The following is a 15234-nucleotide window of genomic DNA, read 5'->3' on the forward strand; positions in this document are numbered from 1 at the left end:
AGTGGACTAATAGAGGACTTTTTATAAAAACATTAAAAAATAATTATGAGATATACAATTGTCCACTTTTTATTAAAGAAATTCTAAATTATTATTTGCATTTCGATTCTAACATGTAATTATTTAATAATAGAAATCCTTTTATTTGTTGCATCAAGTTCAACCGTACATCCGATTGGTAAAGTTATCATTGGATGAGTATGGCAGCAATCAAATTCAGCTAAGAAAGGAATCTCTTTATCACCTAAGACTTCTAATAATATTTCATATGGTTTTCTACCTGTATTAGAATCTTTAAATAATTCATGTTTACCTAAGATAATTCCTGAAACTTTATCAAATACGCCACTTAACTTTAATAATGAAAAACTTCTCTCAATAGTAGCACAATCGTGTAGAGAATCCTCAATAAGAAGTATATCTCCTTCTTTTATCTCAGGCATATATTCTGTATTCCAAATGCCTGTCATAGTATTTAAATTTCCACCAATTAATCTACCTTGTACTTTACCTTCATAGACCGTAATTAACTCATTTTTTACTCTATTCTTTTCTCTATCTTGATTTTCCCAATCAATGAATTCATCAGTCCAAAATTCTGGATTTTCAAGCATATGAGGGTAACTAATATCATTTACTAATATATCTTCAAAGTATTTATAAGTTAAATCTACATATGGTTTTAACTCACCAAAAGAGGCTACTAGTGCTGGCCCATAATATGTTGAAATGCCTGTTTTAGCATAAATCCCCAATAATATAGCTGTAACATCTGAAAATCCGATTATAGGTTTTGGATTTTCCTTAAACGCCTCGTAATCTATATATGGAAGTAATGAGTTTGAGTTCATTCCTCCAATAGTAGACATGATACACTTTACTTTAGGATTTCTAATTAAGTTATTTAGTTCTTCTGATCTCTCTTTAATACTTCCAGATCTGTAAAAATCACTTTTTCCTGTTAAGTTACCTTCTATAATCTTAAAGCCTTTATCTTGTAGATATTTAACCCCTCTTTGAAATCTTTTGGGAGCATAGGCTGTTATAGGTGTTGATGGCGAAAAAATGCCGATAGCATCTCCTTTTTTTAACTTAAAATTATTCTTCACTATGTTTCCTCCAATCTTAATTTATATAGTAATAGTTAATTTTTTACATTATACTCCTTATTTAAGAATTTTCCAAATAAGAAATATCTATACTAAGACACTCATGATTTAATTTAGTTCAATAAGCTTGATATATATCTAAGGATGATAGATGTTTGTATACTTAAAAGTATTTACCATAGGATATGATATTAACTCAAATTACTGGAGACAAGGATTTGCAACAGAGGCTATAAATGAAGTAATAAAATTTGGATTTGATTTGAAGAATGCACAATCATATTTATATACTATATTTACTTGTAAAATTATATTTTATCATAATACTTTGTTCAATATTTATGATTCACATACATATTTTAAAATTACAAGACATTTATTATTTTAATCTCCAAGGTTTTCCCATACCATGTGAGTTTTCAGGATTATCGCCTTTTGTCCAATAGTTTGCAATATATGTTTTTCCATTGTAAACTACTTCATCACCTTCAATATAAACTACATCTGAATACCATGCATTATCATTTAGAGCTGGGCCAGAGATTAATTTCCATCCTGTAGATTTTCCTTGTCTATCTTTTGGATCTGGTTTCACTCCAGCATTAATCCACCAATTATTTTCATAAGTATTTCCTTCAAAAACTACCTTTGTTCCAGGAGTTGTATAGTTTATATGAGGATTCCAAGTATCATTTATTACTTCACTTTCTGATTTTGTTTTCAATGATACATAAGATGGTAATGAATAATTTCCTGCTGCATCAAAAGCTCTAATAATTAAAGAATAATCTGTATTAGGCATTAAATCCTTTAAATCAACTGTTGTAGAGGTAGAAGAACCTATATATTTTTTATTAATATCATCCCAAACCCAGTATTTAGAAACTCCTACATTATCAGTTGAAGGATCAAATTGTATTTGTGCTGATGTAGCTGTTATATTAATAGCCTTAACATTCTTAGGCGCTGTAGGTGCTTCAGTATCATTATCCTCGCCTGGTTTGTTATCACTGTTAAGCTTAACTGCCTTTACAACGGTATTATCAAATAAATCTGTTATTATTACTTTTGCATAAAGATCATTTGTATTATCTAATGAAATATATTCGTTTACTTCACTCTTATATGATTTTATATTATCAATAGTTTTTATTGCTGCACCTGTCATAGAAGAATTATTATACACCTCTATTTTCCCTTTAAATTGAGGTGTACTTTCATTATTTAGTTTCCATGAAATATTTAATTTTCCATTTTCATATTGATTATTTACAATATCAAAGTCTAAAACCCCAACATCTGGTTTATTTGGTTGATTCAGCGTAAATACTTGTCCACTATTAATAGATGGTTTTGTATTACCCCCGGCACTAACCCAAACGTAATCTGAGTTTCCTCCACCATTCCAATTCATACTAGGATACTGGCTAGTTATTCTCTGTTTATTTAAAGAGTTCCATGCTCCATCAGAAATATTTCTACTATAAAAGTTTTTTAATCTGGCTTCTCTTTCTTGTTGACCATTTCCAGCCCAATCCTCTTGGAACATTCCAGTACCCCAATTAAAATGAACATTTGCTACTGGAAAATCTAAAATAGCTATTTGTTTCCATTGTTTTGTAGATTCATCTTGTATCCATTGACCAAATTTTGTATGGCCATCTTCTTGCCAATTACGCATAGTCATCTTATACCAACTATTTGGTTGCCAATTATAATTTGTTTCAACTTTCATTCCTTCACCTTCACCACCAAAACGTGATGCAGATGAATTTGGAGAAAGGTATTCTGCTTCTATTGGTTTTCTAACAGATACTGGATCCCAAATTGCAAAATGTGCTGTACGTTTATTAGCCTGTTGTTGGAAACCGGCATAACCGCCACCTTCTCCACCGGCATTCCAATTATGAACCGCCCAATATGTATATGGTGGATTTTTGATCGAACTCCAATCAGTAGTCATAATATCTGATGGTTTTTCATTTACAGGATTAACATACATACCTGTTGCATTAGTTGCTGCTTGAACTATACTTGTGTTGCTAATTCCCCAAATCATAAAAATAGTTATAATTCCAATTAATATTGATTTTTTTTTCATTAAATTCATTCCCCTTATTATAATTTAATCCTTTATGTAATGGTTACAATATAGACTTTTTATCACAAATATGAATTTAACTGCATTCTTCACTTTATTTATCGGCATAAAGTTTATAAGGTTTATATATAAAAATCAAATAATATTTAAATTTTAATTTTCTATAGTGATATGTTTTAAAATATTTAAATTTTATATGTTAAAATAATATTAGCTCAAATATAAAAATGGGCCTAAACTGCTATAATTACAGTTTTACGTTAGGTTTAATAAATATTGCTATATTTTTTATGAAAAAATACATGTATAGTAAAATTAGGGGGATTTACTAATGAAAAATAAAAATAAAGTATTTACTTTTTCACTAGTGTTATCAATTATTCTTATCTTTGGTATTTTAATATATCTAAAGACTGCAACTGGAGAAAAATATAACATTGATGCTGAAAAAGAATCTATAAAAGAAGTGTTAGAAACGTTCATAAAAGATGATTATAACTATAATGGAGGGAAGAATGATTTTTCAACAGTTGGAAATGAAAATTTAAAAAAATATTTAATAGCAAGAAATGCTGTAAAATATACAAATCATAAGAGTAGTTATAAAAAAGTTCTTTCACAAAAGTTTGAATTTGACTATAAAGATTTTTCAAAATGGGGAGATTGCGTAAAGGTTAATGTTTACATGGATGAAAATTATTCATATGAGGATGAGGATACAGGACAAATAAATAAAGACGCTGGAGCAGGCAATGATTATATTGTATATCTATCCAAGGTAGATGGAGAATGGAAAGTTATGTCTGCAACGATTGATGTTGATGTTGATCCGGTAGATGATGTGTTTGATGTAAATAAGGAATTAGGTTATGGGTGGAAAAAAACACGTGAACGTGTTGATGAAGATTTAAATAAAATGCTTGATAAACTGAATGATTTAAAGGAACAGTACTCTGAGCCTATAAATTAGAAAATTTAAGACGGGATGCTTATATTAGTTAAGGGAATAAGCCTCATTTTCAACTTATGATATACTTTTTAATTGGTCATAGTGAAGGTGAGGCTTAAATTTATTTACAAGTATATTTAGCTTGCAATGAGAACTTTTAAGTGAAGAATAATTTTTAAATTAGTTATATTTATCTTTAGAATTAAATAGAGCCTTAATAAAAAGTGCTATGGATATAACTAATAATGCAACTTGTACATACTACTAGAAGATGCGATTAAATATAAACCTGCTAATATAAATCATATTATATGTAAATAAGATCTGAGATTTTTAGAAACATTTTTCATATAAATACTTACTAAAAGTTAAAATAAAATTAATTTTACTTTAACTATATTTTAAATAAACCGTAAAACTTAGTAACATTTTTTATCAATAAAAGTATTATAAATTAAGGAGAAAAAAACCTTAATTTAGAATAAAAAGGAGAAAAATATAATATGAAGTCTAGTATAACAAATTGCAATTGTGAATTAATAGATATATCAGGACTTTGCAACCCATCTGATGTTACAGGTGTTATAAGTCAATATCCGTATTGGATTCAGATGAATATTCCTGAAACTCTTACTATACCTGAGCAAAAACCAGACGTTGAACAAATAAACTCTGTTAATATTTCTGTTAATATAATTAGAAATGAAGTTGTTAAAGTACCAGTTTCACCAGTAGATGCAAATGGAGAATTTATACCTAATTTAGAAGGTAAAGTATCTACAGGTAGAAAGTTAATAATAGAAGGTCAATTGTGTCAAAAAGTTGTATATACAGCTAATGAACCTGATCAATCAGTCCATTCAGCACATTTTTATGTCCCATTCTCAGCGTATATAGTAGTTCCAAGTGAAATCGAGTTTACTAATGGAACTACTACTACTACTATAGATTCACTAGATGTAGATTTCCAAGTTAATGCATGTATAGAAGATGTTGCTATTAAAATGTTAGATTTTAGGAATATATTAAAACAAGTAACTTTATTACTATATGCCGTTCCAAATCAATCAGTATAAAATAAATCATCAAGGAGTGAAGACAATGCTAAATTGTGATTATACAGGGAACACAAGCTATAAATTTTATAACAAATGTTGTGTAGAAAATGAAAGTATAAATATGATTGGACAATATCCTGCCAATAAAATTGAAAAAGTATTATCTTGTTTTACAGATACAGATAAATGGACTGAATTTTTCCTACCAGAAATAGTGGATATACCAACTCAAAAGCCTGATATAGAGGGGATAGTTGAAGTTAATTCTTGTATAGAAATTATATCTCAAAGAGTAATAAAAACTCCTGTTGTAACTGGATACACTTCATCTAATTCAACACCGATATTAGGTGAAAATATACCAAATGCAGAATGTACTAATTTGACAGGGAGAAAATTAATAATAGAGGGAATATTAAAGCAAAAAATAATATACACTGCAGCGGTTGATGAACAATCTCTTCATTCAGCACATTTCGATATACCTTTTTCTACATTTATAATAATAGAAAAAGACACACCACTATCTCAAAAGTTCAGAATAACTCCATATATTGAAGATATATTTGCGTGTAAATTATCAGAAAGAAGTGTATTTAAAAATACAACTATATTTATAAAAGCATCAAGAATATGCTAATAAAATAAGGAGGATTAGTAATGGATTGTAATAAAAATGTAAAATGCGGCTGTGATTTTAATATAAAAACAGTTGGAACATGTGATGTTTCAAGAATTACTATAAATGGTAGTAATAGATCAGACTTAAACTGGACAGAAATATCTGTCCCTGAAATACTTTCTATACCAGACTTAAAACCAGATATTGAAGAGATCGACCAAGTTTATGCAAATGTAATTTTAGATAATATTAAACTTATAGAAACACCTTTTGCATATAAAAGCTATGTTCTATTTAGCTTTTATAATGCAGCAAATGATTTAACAGGAACATTGACAGATTTAATAATCGATTTAACAGGAACTGTTGGTGATGTTACTGATATATTAAGTAATGATTTAACAACTCTTTTAACTGATTTATTAGATGCTTTAAATCTTATACCAATAAAGCCTCCAGGATTAGCAGCACTAATTACAGTGGTACAACAAGCAATAACTACTATTGCTAATTTAGTAGATAGTATAGATCAAGCTCTAGCTGCAGTTGTTACGGCTGCTAATAATTTATTAGCAGCTATATTGACAGTACCTTTCTCAGCAGAATTAATATGTCAAGCGGTGAAAACTCTTACAGATACATTAACTACATTAAGTACGTTAATTAACTCTATAGTAGGTATAATAAATGGACTATTAAATGCTATATCAGCAGCGGCAGCAGGTATTCCAGGACTAGGTACTTTAATCAGTGACCTTATAACTGCTGTAAATAATTTGATAACTGCTCTTTTGACTCCAGCAATAGCAGCAGTAAATGCAGCAATAACTGCTATATTAAATGCATTACTTCCAGTTAACTGTGATCAATCATCAGCATTTGAAATAATTCCTAATGCTGAAGGAACTTGTTTAAGTGGTAGAAAATTAATAATAGAAGGCATATTAAAACAAAAAGTAGTTTATACAGCTGAAGTAGATATTCAATCTGTCCATTCAGCTCATTATGAAGTTCCATTTATAGCATTCATAATACCATATGCTAAATTTGAAGGATTAGAATACGAAGAAGGTATACAAGTGTATGATCCTGAAACTGGTGGGCCTAAACTTATAAATGGATATATATATAGTGAAGTTAATGGTATAAATGTAGATTTATGTGAAGAATTTAATGTTGAAAAATGTATAGAAGATATCTATGTATATCCATTAGATTTAAGAAGAATATTTAAAAATGTAACAATATTTTTAAAAGCTAAACCAAGTACTGCATGCAATTAAAATAAGCAATTAAGTTTCTATGATAAAATAAAAATTATAAAAAATAAATTATTAAATAAAAAAATAAACTTAATTTTAATTAAGTTTATTTTTTTATTTAATATTATTAGAATCTAAATTTTCATAATGTTGAGCAGGATAGTAATAAGTATTTAAATTATTTTTACCATTAGACTTGTAAGTAGCTTTATATCCTTTAGAGCAAGAATCTTGAAAATGATTACAACTATAGTTTTTTTCATGTAATTGACTATTAAAATTAGCACAAATTATATATAGTAGTGATAAATCTATATACCTTTCATCACAAGAATTTATGCATATATCCTCTATCCCTGTAAAAAAATTAGAGAGACAAATATTGCATTCATCATAGCATATATTATCTAATAATATGAAGTCACAAAATTCAATGTCCCAATGAGCAGAATGAAGAGATTGCTCTATATTTTTAGCTGTATATATTACTTTAATTTTAATTACTCCATTAATTAAAATCTTAGGTCCTAATATTGTATTTAATAATTTGTATTTGTTTATGCATATAGTAGCTTTTATTTCATTAATTGATTCCATCTCAGGCTTTTGGCAAGGAATACATACATTAATTTGTTGTATATTTTGTTTACAATTTTTTATGTTACACCCCTTAGGATAACATTCTAAGGGTGTTATTCCTGTTATTGATATATTATCAAGCAAAATTATCCCTCCCCCCATATTTATATAGTTTAATTAACAATCATATATATATTGAGTTTTTACTTTTACACATATACAATTAGGATTACATTCATCTAAAAAATAAAATTCAAAGTTTCCAATGAATAGTTTATCAATCATATTACTATCACAACAACAATTTTTATTATTGTACGTACAGCAACTTTTTTTATTACATCCAGTAAAAACTTTTTTTATTTCTCTAGCGTATAAATTATCATTTTTATAAACTTCTACTATAACTAATAAATTTTCATTTTCACATACATTATGAATATATACAGGAACTATCAGACAAGATCCATGGGATGAATTAGAACATTCATCAATAGGCATGAACTTCATATCATCACAAGGATATATAGTCATATTTCTATTATACATACTTTAAATACACTCCTTATAAAATGCATATTTTAATACTAATATATGAATTTTATTTGTTTTTGTAACTATAAAAAAGAATATATTTTTAATTGTATAAAAAACTATATATGTGCAATTTTTAGGGAGTACATTAAATATATTATATAATATATTTAAAACCTATCCATATGTTTCATGATATACGATAAATGAAGAACGTTGAAGTAGGATCAAAAACTTTATCAACATAAATTCTACTTATTTATATGTTGGGGTTATGACCTTACACATTAAGCAAAGTGTTTCGCTACCGCAATGGATCAAAAAACACTCAAAAGGATTTTCACTACAATCGCTACCTCAAAATCACCAGATAAATAGATTTTAAGGTAGCTTAAAAAAATTGATTTATAAAAATTATAGTCAATTAAGTATACTCCTATATCGACCATGCCCCTATGATCAATCCTCGATACCCTTATTGTTTTAATTTTGTTGGTACATATCTACATCTGCTATATTAAACAATAAAATTATGCTATAGTTAACATAACAAATAAGTTTTAAAACGGAACTTATAGGGGGGAAATAGATATGAATTTAAAACATTATATATTTGATTTAGATGGAACATTAATTGATACAGAACATGCTATATTAAAAACATGGCAATATACATTAAAAGAATATGGTCATGAATATACATTAGATGAAGTAAAAGTGGTGCTAGGCGTTACAACAGATATAGGCCTGCAACGATTGAATGCTAATGTGGATAAGAAATACACGTATAAATGGCAGGAAAATTATGAGAAGTATTCTTCAAAAGCAGATTTTTTCGATGGAGCAAAAGAAATGCTTAAATATCTAAAAGATAATGGATGTTCTCTAGGAGCTGTATCATCGAGGAGCAAAAATGAGTACGAAAAATTCTTTGGAACATTTAATTTAGAAGAATTTTTCACGACTATTGTTTTGGAAGATGATACAAAGGATCATAAGCCAAATCCAGAACCATTACTTAAATATATTGAACTAACAGGAGCAGATAAAGATTCATGTATTTACATTGGGGATATGCCAACTGACATACAGTGTGCAAATAATGCAGGAGTTATATCAGGGTTAGTAACGTGGAATGGTTCAGGAGTTTCTTGTGCAGAAGCAAAACTAAGTTTTAGCAGTCCAAAAGAAGTTTGTGATTTAGTAACTACTAGAGCTTGTAGTTTTGTAGATTAAAGTAATTATGATGTAATAAGATAGTTTAGTAAAAAAGCCCTTATAATCTTTTAAAATGGATTCCAAGGGCTTTAATTTTAGTATAAGTATATTTTAATTTATATCAAATGCAAATCCATGATTATTTCATCATAAAATTTACCATCTATAAAAAATTTATTTTTATGTATTCCAACTTCATCAAATCCAAATTTTTTATACAATTTTATAGCATTTTTATTTTCTGTATTAATAGATAATGTAACTATTTTAGTTACTTCACATTGTTTTGCAAAGTTTATTAACTCATCCATAATTATAGATCCGATACCATCAGACCAAAACTCTTTTCTAACAGATATACCTAAAACACTATTGTGGCAAAATCTTTTTCGTTTGTCACTTACAATTGATCCTTGGGCTATAATTTTGTTACTTTCAGTAACTACAATCATTATAGAGGTATTATCTTCATCTAATGCTTTTAAATAGGTTTCCTCTTGATCAACTGATAATCTAAATTCATCCTTACCAAATGTCATATTGTCGCTTTCTCCACCAATAATATTTAGATATTCAATTAGTTCCTTTGCATCACTTGGCTTAGAACACCTTAAAGTTAGTTCTTTTGAACTTTTAGTTACAACTTGTTTTAATAAATTTTTTCTCACTCAACCATCCCCTAAGTTAAATAAATTAATATAATTATAAGCATTTTATAAGTTTAAAGATGTATAGTTTATATTTCAAATAAAACGTTTACCCGTTTAGGCCATTAGCTAGATCGATAAGAGCTTGGTTCTCTACTCTATAAACAGTCCATTCATCCATAGGAATTGCTCCCATTTTTTTATAGAATTCTATAGAAGATTTATTCCAATCAAGGCACCACCAATCTAGTCTGCCACAGTCTCTATCTATAGCTATTTTTCCTAAAGCTGAAAGTAATGCCTTTCCAGCTCCAAGACCTCTCATACTTGGTCTTACATATAAATCTTCTAAGTATAAATTAGCTTTACCTAAGAATGTAGAGAAATTATGGAAGAATAACGCAAATCCAATTGGTTCATTATTATATTCACCTATTATTACTTCAGCCTGCTTTTTAACAAATAAAGATTCATATAATATTTCTTCTGTTGCAACTACTTCACTTAATAGATTTTCATAATCTGCTAATTCTTTAATAAATGTAAGTATTAAGTTATTATCTTCTTTTGTTGCAAATCTAATTTTGAAATTAGGAATGTTAGTATTAATATAGTTTTTCATAAGATAGGCTCCTTTTATTTAGTTAGTAATTACATTTTAAATTATATCTTATTATTTAGGGTTTAGCAGAAGTTATTATAATAGTACTCACAGTTTGTTTATTGTACTTACTGGACTGACTGTATATAATAATATCGTATAGATTTTTGAAGGACGGTGAAAGCAAATGAAACGTATTTTCTTTGTTGAAGATGATTTAAATTTAAGCAATGGATTATCTTTTGCTATTAAAAAGCAAGGATACGAAATAGATATTGCTCGTACAAGTATTGAAGCACAAGCATTATGGATAAATGGAAAATATGATTTAGTAATTTTAGATGTATCACTTCCCGACGGCTCAGGATACGATTTATGTAAAAAAATTCGTAAAGTATCAAAGGTACCGATTATGTTTCTTACTGCTGCTGATGAGGAAACTGATATTATAATGGGACTTGACATCGGCGGTGATGATTATATTACAAAGCCTTTCAAGTTGGCAGTATTTCTGTCTAGAATAAATGCGTTGCTTCGTAGAAGTGATAATTTTAATCAATTAGATACTGAGTTAAACTCTAATGATATAAAAGTACAATTACTAAAAAGAGAAGTCTATAAAAATGGAGAACAACTTGACTTAACTGCAAGCGAGTATAAATTATTATGTCTTTTTATGGAAAATCCAAATAATGTTCTTTCGCCAGAATAAATTTTAGGGAAATTATGGGATTGCAACGAAAATTATATAGATAGCAACACCCTTACTGTATATATACGTAGACTTCGTACAAAAATTGAAGATAACCCAGGTGAACCACGAAACATAGTGACTGTTAGAGGTATGGGATATAAATGGAAGACTATAAATTGAGGTACAATATGAAAATATTATCAAACAGAAAAACTAAATTACTTTTTTACATAGTGTTGTTATTCATGATAGTGTTTACACTTATTTCAGTTGCTTTCATAGGTTTTAAATTAGAAAACGCAGCATTATATATACTTCTATCTTCTTTATGTATGGATATATTTATACTGGCGATTGGGTATTGGTACTTTAAGGAACAAAATAAAATTATGGAAAATGCCACAGCACAAATTAGGCAATATATTTCTGGAAATCAAAATGCACGTATTGAATGTAATGATGAGGGTGAGCTGTATAGACTATTTCATGAAGTAAATTCCTTAGTTTCTACTTTGAGTGCCAACGCTACAAACAAAGAAAAATCAAAAAAATTTTTAAAAGATACCATATCAGATATTTCGCACCAATTGAAAACCCCACTTACGAATCTTAATATATATAACGGTATTATGCAGGAAGAAGTAAATGATTTACCTGTAATAAAGGAATTTACTTATCTTTCAGAGCAAGAACTTGATAGAATAGAAATACTTGTACAAAACCTTTTAAAAATCACAAAATTTGATGCAGGAACAATCGTAATAGAAAAATCTATAGAGAATGTATCTGAAATGATGGGCTATATTGAAAGACACTTTACCTACCGTAACGAGCAAGAAGGAAAGATACTAAATTTTTCTGGAGATGACACTATTACTTTATTATGTGACCGTAATTGGATAATTGAAGCAATTAGCAACATTGTTAAAAATGCTTTTGACCATACTAAAAAAGGTAATACAATCTGCATAGAATGGAAACAATTCGCTTCTATTATTCAAATTATTATAAAAGATAACGGAAGTGGTATTCATATAGAGGATTTACATCATATTTTTAAAAGATTTTATCGCAGCCGTTTTTCTAAAGATACACAAGGTATTGGACTTGGATTGCCCCTTGCAAAGCTTATTATAGAAGCACACAGCGGAACAATAGAGGTTGACAGCGAATTAGGTATTGGTACAACATTTACAATCAATTTTTTAATTCCTACAGAATTGTAGGCTTAGTGTAATTTTACAGTAAGATTGACATGATAATCTTTCTATATAAATACAGAAAGAGGTGTTTAGACTATGAATTTATTAGAAGTTAAATCAATTTCTAAAACATATGGCAGCGGTGAGGCTGCTGTACACGCATTAAAAGACGCCAATTTTTCCGTCCCAAAAGGCGAGTTTGTGGCAGTCATCGGAGAGTCAGGATCTGGCAAAAGTACACTTTTGAATATGGTAGGAGGACTTGATACCCCTACTTCAGGAAAGGTATTTATTGATGGAAATGATATTTTTACAATGAAAGATAGTAGCTTAACAATATTTCGTCGTAGAAATATTGGATTTATTTTTCAGAGTTTTAATTTAATTCCAGAATTAACAGTTGAGCAAAATATTATATTTCCTGTATTACTTGATTACCAAAAACCAGACAAAAAATATCTGGAAGAATTACTTACAGTACTTAATTTGAAAGAACGCCGTAATCATTTACCAAGTCAATTATCTGGTGGACAACAGCAGCGTGTAGCGATAGGACGTGCTCTGATTACACGACCATCCATTATACTTGCCGATGAACCAACTGGTAATTTGGACACGCAAAACAGTAGCGAAGTAATTGCATTACTGAAAGAGGCTGCAAAAAAGTATGAACAGACAATTATTCTGATTACACATAGCCGAAGTATCGCTCAGACAGCAGACAGGATACTGCAAGTTTCAGACGGGGTACTGACTGATTTTGGGAGGTGCTAAGAATGAAAAGCTATCTTAGCCTAATTCCGATTTCTGCAAAAGTGCATAGACGTCAGAATCGTATGACGCTTCTATGTATTATCTTTGCTGTATTTTTGGTAACAGCTGTGTTTAGTATGGCAGACATGGGCGTTAGAATGGAGAAAATAAGATTACTGAATAAGCATGGTAGTATGGCACTTCAAGGATTAAGCAGCAATGAAACGGCACATACACTATACTCTACTGCTATAGTATTATTTGTTTTGATACTTATTTCAGGAGTACTGATGATTTCAAGTAGTATAAATAGTATTGTTGCTCAAAGAACAAAGTTTTTCGGAATGATGCGCTGTATTGGAATGAGTAAACAACAAATTATTCGTTTTGTAAGACTGGAATCTCTTAACTGGTGTAAAACTGCAGTTCCCATAGGTGTTATACTTGGAATTATAATCACATGGGGATTATGTGCTTTATTACGCTTTGTTGTAGTCGAGGAGTTTTCTGATATGCCCGTTTTTGGAATCAGCCCAATTGGTATTATTAGTGGAATTGTTGTTGGTATTGTTACAGTTCTTATTGCTGCCAGCGTTCCGGCTAAACGAGCTGCTAAAGTCTCTTCTATAACAGCAGTATCAGGTAATTCACAAAATACAAAAAATATGACTTATGGTGTGAATACACGTTTCTTAAAAATTGAAACTGCCCTTGGTATTCATCATGCAGTATCAGCAAAGAAAAATTTAATACTTATGACAAGCTCGTTTGCGCTTAGTATTATACTTTTTTTAAGCTTTTCTGTCATGATAGAATTTGTTAATTGTCTTATGCCTCAGTCATCGAATGCTTCTGAAATCAATATTTTAAGTAATAAAAATTCAAATTCCATAAATAGTGAACTACTTTATAAGATTAGTAACATGGAAGGTGTAGAACGTGTTTTTGGTCGTAGGAACCTTCTTGATATTCCAGCAGAATTAAACAAATCTAATGTGCCATCAAATACGATTGATATTATATCCTATGATGAATTTGACTTAGATTGCCTTACTAAGGATAAACAGCTTAAAAAAGGTAGCGATATTTCAAAGGTATATGGTGACAGCAAATATGTACTTGCAACGTGGGATAAAGAAAGTACATTAGAGATTGGTGATAAAATACGAGTAGGCAGCAAGGAACTTGAAATTGCAGGTTTATTAAAATTTGACCCATTCAGCAGTGATGGCAATACAAATGGAAAAATAACCATCATTACTTCTGGAGAAACCTTTAGGAACCTGACTGGTATAAATGATTATTCACTTGTTATGATACAAACTAAAAAAAATGTGACGGATGAAAATGTCAAAGCAATTCATGATGTAGTTGGAGGAGAGTACAAATTTAATGATCAACGTGATCAGCAGACTACTAGCACATATATGGCATTTTTATTCTTTGTATACGGATTTTTAGCAATTATTGCTTTAGTTACGGTATTAAATATTATGAATAGTATTTCTATGAGTGTATCTGCAAGAATAAAGCAGTATGGATCAATGCGTGCGATAGGTATGGACGAACATCAAATAACAAAAATGATAGCTGCTGAAGCATTTACCTATGCTTTATCTGGATGTGCTGTCGGTTGTATAGTCGGTCTATTGATTAGTAAACTGCTATATGACAATCTTATTACATCTCATTTTAACTACGCTACTTGGAGTGTGCCTGTTATACCGTTATTAATTATAATTCTATTTGTTTTTATTGCATCTGTTGCGGCGGTTTATGCTCCATCAAAACGAATTCGAAACATATCTGTAACAGAAATGATAAATGAATTGTAATTATATTAAGCTTAATAGGATGCGTACTCGAGTTTAAATTCATATATGAATATTATTCAAAATTTACTAT

General features: G+C 29.2%; 17 protein-coding genes. 11 read left to right on the forward strand and 6 right to left on the reverse strand.

Annotated elements, in window-relative coordinates; genetic code table 11:
• Window positions 1–119: 119 nt before the first annotated feature.
• The gene (locus BLP75_RS15810) at window positions 120–1109 is read right to left on the reverse strand and encodes a S66 family peptidase (protein WP_092727511.1); all 990 of its coding nucleotides are present in this window, start codon (window positions 1107–1109) and stop codon (window positions 120–122) included.
• 151 nt (window positions 1110–1260) lie between these two features.
• On the opposite strand from BLP75_RS15810, the gene BLP75_RS15815 reads away from it, so the two are divergent.
• On the forward strand, window positions 1261–1497 hold the full coding sequence (locus BLP75_RS15815; protein WP_092727512.1) for a GNAT family N-acetyltransferase: 237 nt from the start codon (window positions 1261–1263) through the stop codon (window positions 1495–1497).
• Here BLP75_RS15815 and BLP75_RS15820 read toward each other — a convergent pair.
• Window positions 1489–3210, reverse strand: a complete 1722-nt coding sequence (locus BLP75_RS15820; protein ID WP_092727513.1) for a DUF3472 domain-containing protein — start codon at window positions 3208–3210, stop codon at window positions 1489–1491. The genes BLP75_RS15815 and BLP75_RS15820 overlap by 9 nt on opposite strands.
• Window positions 3211–3541: 331 nt before the next feature.
• On the opposite strand from BLP75_RS15820, the gene BLP75_RS15825 reads away from it, so the two are divergent.
• The 4 genes from BLP75_RS15825 to BLP75_RS15840 all read left to right on the forward strand — a co-directional run bounded on the left by BLP75_RS15825 (window position 3542) and on the right by BLP75_RS15840 (window position 7122).
• Window positions 3542–4180, forward strand: coding sequence for a hypothetical protein (locus BLP75_RS15825; RefSeq protein ID WP_092727514.1), 639 nt, complete (start codon window positions 3542–3544; stop codon window positions 4178–4180).
• Between the two features lie 482 nt (window positions 4181–4662).
• Window positions 4663–5235, forward strand: a complete 573-nt coding sequence (locus BLP75_RS15830; protein ID WP_092727515.1) for a DUF3794 domain-containing protein — start codon at window positions 4663–4665, stop codon at window positions 5233–5235.
• 25 nt (window positions 5236–5260) lie between these two features.
• Window positions 5261–5857, forward strand: a complete 597-nt coding sequence (locus BLP75_RS15835; RefSeq protein WP_170139255.1) for a DUF3794 domain-containing protein — start codon at window positions 5261–5263, stop codon at window positions 5855–5857.
• A gap of 20 nt (window positions 5858–5877) precedes the next feature.
• The gene (locus BLP75_RS15840; protein ID WP_092727516.1) at window positions 5878–7122 is read left to right on the forward strand and encodes an SPOCS domain-containing protein; all 1245 of its coding nucleotides are present in this window, start codon (window positions 5878–5880) and stop codon (window positions 7120–7122) included.
• Between the two features lie 93 nt (window positions 7123–7215).
• Here BLP75_RS15840 and BLP75_RS15845 read toward each other — a convergent pair whose 3' ends face one another.
• Window positions 7216–7824 carry a DUF3794 domain-containing protein gene (locus tag BLP75_RS15845; protein WP_170139254.1) on the reverse strand — a complete coding sequence of 203 codons (609 nt, stop codon included), beginning with the start codon at window positions 7822–7824 and terminating at the stop codon, window positions 7216–7218.
• Window positions 7825–7857: 33 nt separating this feature from the next.
• Window positions 7858–8229: a hypothetical protein gene (locus BLP75_RS15850; protein WP_092727518.1), complete on the reverse strand. Its 372-nt coding sequence runs from the start codon at window positions 8227–8229 to the stop codon at window positions 7858–7860.
• Window positions 8230–8805: 576 nt separating this feature from the next.
• On the opposite strand from BLP75_RS15850, the gene BLP75_RS15855 reads away from it, so the two are divergent.
• On the forward strand, window positions 8806–9450 hold the full coding sequence (locus tag BLP75_RS15855) for an HAD family hydrolase (protein WP_092727519.1): 645 nt from the start codon (window positions 8806–8808) through the stop codon (window positions 9448–9450).
• Window positions 9451–9548: 98 nt separating this feature from the next.
• On the opposite strand, the gene BLP75_RS15860 is transcribed toward BLP75_RS15855, so the two are convergent.
• Together BLP75_RS15860 and BLP75_RS15865 are read right to left on the reverse strand one after the other, a co-directional pair.
• Window positions 9549–10100 (reverse strand): GNAT family N-acetyltransferase, encoded by a 552-nt coding sequence (locus BLP75_RS15860; protein ID WP_092727520.1) that lies wholly within the window; start codon window positions 10098–10100, stop codon window positions 9549–9551.
• An 88-nt stretch (window positions 10101–10188) separates the two neighbouring features.
• Window positions 10189–10701, reverse strand: coding sequence for a GNAT family N-acetyltransferase (locus tag BLP75_RS15865; RefSeq protein ID WP_092727521.1), 513 nt, complete (start codon window positions 10699–10701; stop codon window positions 10189–10191).
• 166 nt (window positions 10702–10867) lie between these two features.
• Between BLP75_RS15865 and BLP75_RS15870 the strand changes: the two genes are divergently transcribed.
• The 5 genes from BLP75_RS15870 to BLP75_RS15885 all read left to right on the forward strand — a co-directional run bounded on the left by BLP75_RS15870 (window position 10868) and on the right by BLP75_RS15885 (window position 15164).
• Window positions 10868–11392: a response regulator transcription factor gene (locus tag BLP75_RS15870; RefSeq protein ID WP_330385833.1), complete on the forward strand. Its 525-nt coding sequence runs from the start codon at window positions 10868–10870 to the stop codon at window positions 11390–11392.
• Window positions 11393–11554, forward strand: coding sequence for a helix-turn-helix domain-containing protein (locus BLP75_RS18620; RefSeq protein WP_330385835.1), 162 nt, complete (start codon window positions 11393–11395; stop codon window positions 11552–11554).
• An 8-nt stretch (window positions 11555–11562) separates the two neighbouring features.
• Window positions 11563–12600 carry a sensor histidine kinase gene (locus tag BLP75_RS15875; RefSeq protein WP_092727604.1) on the forward strand — a complete coding sequence of 346 codons (1038 nt, stop codon included), beginning with the start codon at window positions 11563–11565 and terminating at the stop codon, window positions 12598–12600.
• Between the two features lie 72 nt (window positions 12601–12672).
• Window positions 12673–13350, forward strand: a complete 678-nt coding sequence (locus BLP75_RS15880) for an ABC transporter ATP-binding protein (RefSeq protein ID WP_092727522.1) — start codon at window positions 12673–12675, stop codon at window positions 13348–13350.
• Between the two features lie 2 nt (window positions 13351–13352).
• A complete protein-coding gene (locus BLP75_RS15885; RefSeq protein WP_092727523.1) occupies window positions 13353–15164 on the forward strand; it encodes an ABC transporter permease in 1812 nt (603 codons plus the stop codon).
• Window positions 15165–15234 lie beyond the last annotated feature (70 nt).

The sequence above is a fragment of the Romboutsia lituseburensis DSM 797 genome (assembly GCF_900103615.1).
Lineage (GTDB): Bacteria > Bacillota > Clostridia > Peptostreptococcales > Peptostreptococcaceae > Romboutsia_F > Romboutsia_F lituseburensis.

Bases quoted from the DNA above. Each gene is read 5' to 3' on its own strand.
- BLP75_RS15830 (WP_092727515.1), top strand. From the start codon at position 4,663: ATGAAGTCTAGTATAACAAATTGCAATTGTGAATTAATAGATATATCA.
- BLP75_RS15875 (WP_092727604.1), top strand. From the start codon at position 11,563: ATGAAAATATTATCAAACAGAAAAACTAAATTACTTTTTTACATAGTG.
- BLP75_RS15835 (WP_170139255.1), top strand. From the start codon at position 5,261: ATGCTAAATTGTGATTATACAGGGAACACAAGCTATAAATTTTATAAC.
- BLP75_RS15870 (WP_330385833.1), top strand. From the start codon at position 10,868: ATGAAACGTATTTTCTTTGTTGAAGATGATTTAAATTTAAGCAATGGA.
- BLP75_RS15840 (WP_092727516.1), top strand. From the start codon at position 5,878: ATGGATTGTAATAAAAATGTAAAATGCGGCTGTGATTTTAATATAAAA.
- BLP75_RS15880 (WP_092727522.1), top strand. From the start codon at position 12,673: ATGAATTTATTAGAAGTTAAATCAATTTCTAAAACATATGGCAGCGGT.
- BLP75_RS15850 (WP_092727518.1), bottom strand. From the start codon at position 8,229: ATGTATAATAGAAATATGACTATATATCCTTGTGATGATATGAAGTTC.
- BLP75_RS15815 (WP_092727512.1), top strand. From the start codon at position 1,261: ATGTTTGTATACTTAAAAGTATTTACCATAGGATATGATATTAACTCA.
- BLP75_RS15885 (WP_092727523.1), top strand. From the start codon at position 13,353: ATGAAAAGCTATCTTAGCCTAATTCCGATTTCTGCAAAAGTGCATAGA.
- BLP75_RS15865 (WP_092727521.1), bottom strand. From the start codon at position 10,701: ATGAAAAACTATATTAATACTAACATTCCTAATTTCAAAATTAGATTT.
- BLP75_RS15825 (WP_092727514.1), top strand. From the start codon at position 3,542: ATGAAAAATAAAAATAAAGTATTTACTTTTTCACTAGTGTTATCAATT.
- BLP75_RS15855 (WP_092727519.1), top strand. From the start codon at position 8,806: ATGAATTTAAAACATTATATATTTGATTTAGATGGAACATTAATTGAT.
- BLP75_RS15820 (WP_092727513.1), bottom strand. From the start codon at position 3,210: ATGAAAAAAAAATCAATATTAATTGGAATTATAACTATTTTTATGATT.